Origin of the sequence: Aquabacterium sp. UBA2148 (genome assembly GCF_002328915.1) — a bacterium.
GTDB lineage: Bacteria > Pseudomonadota > Gammaproteobacteria > Burkholderiales > Burkholderiaceae_C > Aquabacterium > Aquabacterium parvum.
In genome coordinates this window covers 1-1,205 of record NZ_DCXA01000151.1, presented here as the reverse complement: position 1 = coordinate 1,205, position 1,205 = coordinate 1, and the positions used below count along the sequence as shown (strand labels likewise).

The following is a 1,205-nucleotide window of genomic DNA, read 5'->3' as shown; positions in this document are numbered from 1 at the left end:
ACAGCACGCCGGCCAAGCCTGCATGATTGATGAAGGCACGACGCTCCATGGCGGTCTCCTCGTTGTCGGGTTGTGTTGCCAAATTCTAGGAGCGCCGTTTGTCCGGCAAGGCCATGCCAGGAGAGGGCTTACCCGTGGGTGTCGCGGGCGCGCCTCTGCCGATTGGCCGTGGTCGGTCAGCCGCCGTGGCCGGCGATCTTCATGCGCTCGATCAGCACCGAGCCCACGGTCTTGCTGCCGTAGGTGTAGGCGTCGGCGCCGATGCCCACGATCTGCTGGAACATCTCGCCAAGGTGGCCGGCGATGGTGATCTCGTGCACGGGGTGCTGGATGACGCCTTTTTCGACCCAGTAGCCGGCCGCGCCGCGCGAGTAGTCGCCGGTCACGTAGTTCACGCCCTGGCCCATGAGTTCGGTCACGAACAGGCCGGTGCCCAGCTTCTTGAGCATGGCCTTGAGGTTGTCCTTGGGGTCGGTGAGCTTGCTGCTCATCACCAGGTTCTGCGAGCCGCCGGCGTGGCCGGTGGTCTTCATGCCCAGCTTGCGCGCCGAGTAGCTCGAGAGGAAGTAGCCCTGCACCACGCCGTTCTTGACGACCTGGCGCTTGCGGGTGAGCACGCCTTCGTCGTCGAAGGGGGCGCTGCCCTTGCCCTTGAGGATGTGCGGGTCTTCGGTGACCTGGATGTGCTTGGGGAAGATGGGCTTGCCCAGGCTGTCGAGCAGGAAGGTGGCGCGGCGGTAAAGCGCACCACCGCTGGTGGCCTGAACGTAGGCACCCAGCAGGCCGGCGGCCAGGGTGTTTTCGAACAGCACCGGTACCTCGCAGGTGGCGATCTTGCGAGATTTGAGGCGAGAGAGGGCGCGCTCAGCGGCGTAGCGCCCAACGGCCTCGGGCTTGGCCATGTCACGGGCGTCGCGCTCGGAGGTGTACCAGAAGTCGCGCTGCATGTCGTTGCCCCGGCCCGCGATGGGCGAGACCGACAGCGAGTGGCGCGACGAGGCGTAGCCACCCCGGAAGCCACGCGAGTTGCCGGCCCAGAAGTGCGATTGCTGCGCCGAGACGCCGGCGCCTTCGGAGTTCGTGATGCGTGGATCGACCACGAGGGCGGCGTCTTCGCAGCGGCGCGCCAGCTCGGCAGCGCCTTCGGCGTCGATGGCCCAGGGGTGGAACAGGTCGAGGTCGCGGCGGGCGGCTTTGCCCGTGGC

Annotated in this window: 1 protein-coding gene; it reads right to left on the bottom strand. The window is 67.2% G+C overall.

Annotation, left to right across the window (positions count from 1 at the left end; translation table 11 throughout):
- Nucleotides 1–176 precede the first annotated feature (176 nt).
- Nucleotides 177–1,205, bottom strand: a 1,029-nt coding sequence (locus tag B2W70_RS08305; protein WP_286744678.1) for a metallopeptidase TldD-related protein, incomplete at its 5' end; no start/stop codon positions are given.